This is a genomic window from Streptomyces torulosus, assembly GCF_001419765.1.
Classification (GTDB): domain Bacteria; phylum Actinomycetota; class Actinomycetes; order Streptomycetales; family Streptomycetaceae; genus Streptomyces; species Streptomyces torulosus.
On sequence record NZ_LIRK01000930.1, the window covers coordinates 1 to 3,418 of the forward strand.

A 3,418-nucleotide genomic window follows, 5' to 3' on the forward strand; every position below is an offset into this window, starting at 1 on the left:
ACCGGCTCCGGCAAGACCCTGGCCGCGTTCCTCGCCGCGTTGGACCAACTGACGTCGACCCCGCCCCCGGCGGACCCGAGGAAGCGCTGCCGGGTGCTGTACGTGTCACCGCTGAAGGCCCTCGCGGTGGACGTGGAGCGGAACCTGCGCAGTCCGCTGACCGGTATCCGCCAGGAGTCCGTCCGCCTGGGTCTGCCCGAGCCCGAGGTGAAGGTGGGCATCCGCTCGGGCGACACCCCTGCCGCCGAGCGCCGCGCCCTGGCCACGCGTCCGCCCGACATCCTCATCACCACCCCCGAGTCGCTGTTCCTCATGCTGACGTCGGCCACGCGCGACGCGCTGACGGGCGTGGAGACGGTGATCCTCGACGAGGTGCACGCCGTCGCGGGCACCAAGCGCGGCGCGCATCTCGCGCTGTCCCTGGAGCGGCTCGACGAGCTGTTGCCGAAGCCCGCGCGCCGTATCGGCCTGTCCGCAACCGTGCGCCCCGTCGACGAGGTGGCGCGCTATCTCTCCCCGCGCCGCAGGGTGGAGATCGTCCAACCCCCGTCCGGCAAGGAGTTCGACCTCTCCGTGGTCGTCCCGGTGGAGGATCTGGGCGAGTTGGGCGGCTCCCCTGTCGCCGACGGCAACGAGGGGGCGGAACGCCCGTCGATCTGGCCCCATGTCGAGGAGCGGATCGCCGACCTGGTCCAGGCGCATCGCTCCACGATCGTGTTCGCCAACTCCCGCCGTCTCGCGGAGCGCTTGTGCAACCGGCTGAACGAGATCGCGTACGAGCGGGCCACCGGCGAGCCCTTGGACGAACACCACGCCCCGGCCGAACTGATGGGCGGATCGGGTGCGGCTCAGGGAGCGCCCCCGGTCCTCGCCCGCGCCCACCACGGCTCGGTCTCCAAGGAGCAGCGTGCCCTGGTCGAGGAGGACCTCAAGGCGGGCCGGCTGCCGGCCGTGGTCGCCACGTCCAGTCTCGAACTGGGCATCGACATGGGTGCCGTGGACCTCGTGGTCCAGGTGGAGTCGCCGCCGTCGGTCGCGTCCGGGCTACAGCGTGTGGGACGCGCGGGACACCAGGTGGGAGCGGTCTCCACGGGTGTGGTCTTCCCGAAGTACCGCGGTGACCTGGTGCAGGCGGCCGTGGTCACGGAGCGGATGCGCACCGGTTCCATCGAGTCCCTGAGGATTCCGGGCAATCCCCTGGATGTGCTGGCGCAGCAGCTAGTCGCCATGACGTCGATGGACACCTGGCAGGTCGACGACCTGCTCGCCATGGTCCGGCGGGCCGCGCCCTTCGCCTCGCTCCCCGAGTCGGCGTTCACGGCGGTCCTCGACATGCTCGCCGGCCGCTATCCGTCCGACGCCTTCGCGGAACTGCGCCCGCGCGTGGTGTGGGACCGGGTCACCGGCACCGTGACCGGCCGCCCCGGCGCCCAGCGCCTCGCGGTCACCTCCGGGGGCACCATCCCGGACCGTGGCCTCTTCGGGGTCTTCCTCGCCGGCTCCGACCCCAAGAAGGGCGGCGGCCGGGTCGGGGAGCTGGACGAGGAGATGGTGTACGAGTCGCGCGTCGGGGACGTCTTCACGCTGGGCACCAGCTCGTGGCGTATCGAGGACATCACACGCGACCGGGTTCTTGTCTCCCCCGCACCGGGCGTTCCGGGCCGTCTGCCGTTCTGGAAGGGCGACCAGCTCGGCCGCCCGCTCGAACTGGGCCGCGCGGTGGGCGCGTTCCTGCGCGAGGTGGGCTCCCTGTCCCAGGAGGACGCCCGCCTGCGCATGCTGGCCGCCGGCCTCGACGCCTGGGCCGCGGACAACGTCCTCTCCTACCTCGCCGAGCAACGCGAGGCCTGCGGCCATGTCCCGGACGACCGCACGATCGTCGTCGAGCGCTTCCGGGACGAACTGGGCGACTGGCGGGTCGTCGTCCACTCGCCCTTCGGAGCCCAGGTCCACGCCCCGTGGGCGCTCGCCCTCGGTGCCCGCCTGTCCGAGCGGTACGGCATGGACGCCCAGGTCATGCACGCCGACGACGGCATCGTGCTGCGGCTGCCGGACGCCGACCTCATGGGCCTGGACCTCCTCGACATGGAGCCCGCGAAGGCCGGCACGGAGTACGACGCCGAGCAGGCGCCGGTCGGCGCGGCGGACGTCGCCTTCGATAAGGGCAAGGTCGACCAGATCGTCACCGACCAGGTGGGCGGCTCGGCACTGTTCGCGTCCCGCTTCCGCGAGTGCGCCGCCCGCGCGCTGCTGCTGCCCCGCCGCAACCCCGGCAGGCGCACCCCGCTGTGGCAGCAGCGGCAGCGGGCGGCCCAGCTGCTCCAGGTGGCGAGCGAGTTCGGCTCGTTCCCGATCGTCCTGGAGGCGGTCCGCGAATGCCTCCAGGACGTTTTCGACGTGCCCGGCCTCGCCGAGCTGATGGGTGACATCGAGTCCCGCAAGGTCCGCCTCGTCGAGGTGACCACCCCGGAGCCGTCGCCGTTCGCCCGCTCGCTCCTCTTCGGCTATGTGGCCCAGTTCCTGTACGAGGGCGACTCACCGCTCGCCGAGCGCCGCGCCGCGGCCCTGTCGCTGGACTCGCGACTGCTGGCGGAGCTGCTGGGCCAGGCGGAGCTGCGCGAGCTGCTCGACGCCGAGGTGCTGACCGAGCTGGAGCAGGAGCTCCAGTGGCTCACGGAGGACCGGCGGGTCAAGGACGTAGAGGGCGTCGCGGATCTGCTCCGTCTGCTCGGGCCGTTGCAGGACGCCGAGTTGGCAGAGCGGGGTGCCGAGCCGCATTGGGCGCGGGAGCTGGCCGGGGCCCGGCGCGCCATCCGGGTCCGGATCGCGGGCACCGACCACTGGGCCGCGATCGAGGACGCCGGCCGCCTGCGGGACGCGCTCGGCACGGCTCTGCCCGTCGGCGTGCCGGAGGCGTTCACCGAACCGGTCAAGGACCCGCTCGGCGACCTCCTCGCCCGGTACGCGCGCACCCATGGCCCGTTCACATCGGCCACGGCGGCCGCCCGCTTCGGCCTCGGTGTGGCCGTCACGGAAGGCGCCCTGCACCGGCTCGCCGCGAACGGCCGGGTCGTGCAGGGCGAGTTCCACCCGGCGGGCATCGGCCAGGAATGGTGCGACGCGGCCGTACTGCGCCGACTGCGCCGCCGCTCCCTCGCCGCGCTGCGGCACGAACTGGAGCCGGTGCCGCCCGCCGCGCTCGCCCAGTTCCTGCCCCAGTGGCAGCACGTCGGCGGCGGACACGGGCTGCGCGGCATCGACGGCCTGGTGCGGGCGGTCGAACAGTTGCAGGGCGCCTCCGTGCCCGCGTCCGCCCTGGAGAAGCTGGTCCTGCCGTCCCGGGTCGCCCAATACACCCCCGCGATGCTCGACGAGTTGACGGCCGCCGGAGAGGTCGTGTGGGCGGGCGCCGGCGCCC

At 73.1% G+C, this 3,418-nt stretch carries 1 protein-coding gene; it reads left to right on the forward strand.

Annotated features, from left to right (window positions below):
• Positions 1-3,418: Lhr family ATP-dependent helicase (locus tag AOK23_RS42675; RefSeq protein ID WP_055717749.1), on the forward strand; the 3,418-nt coding region annotated here is incomplete at both ends.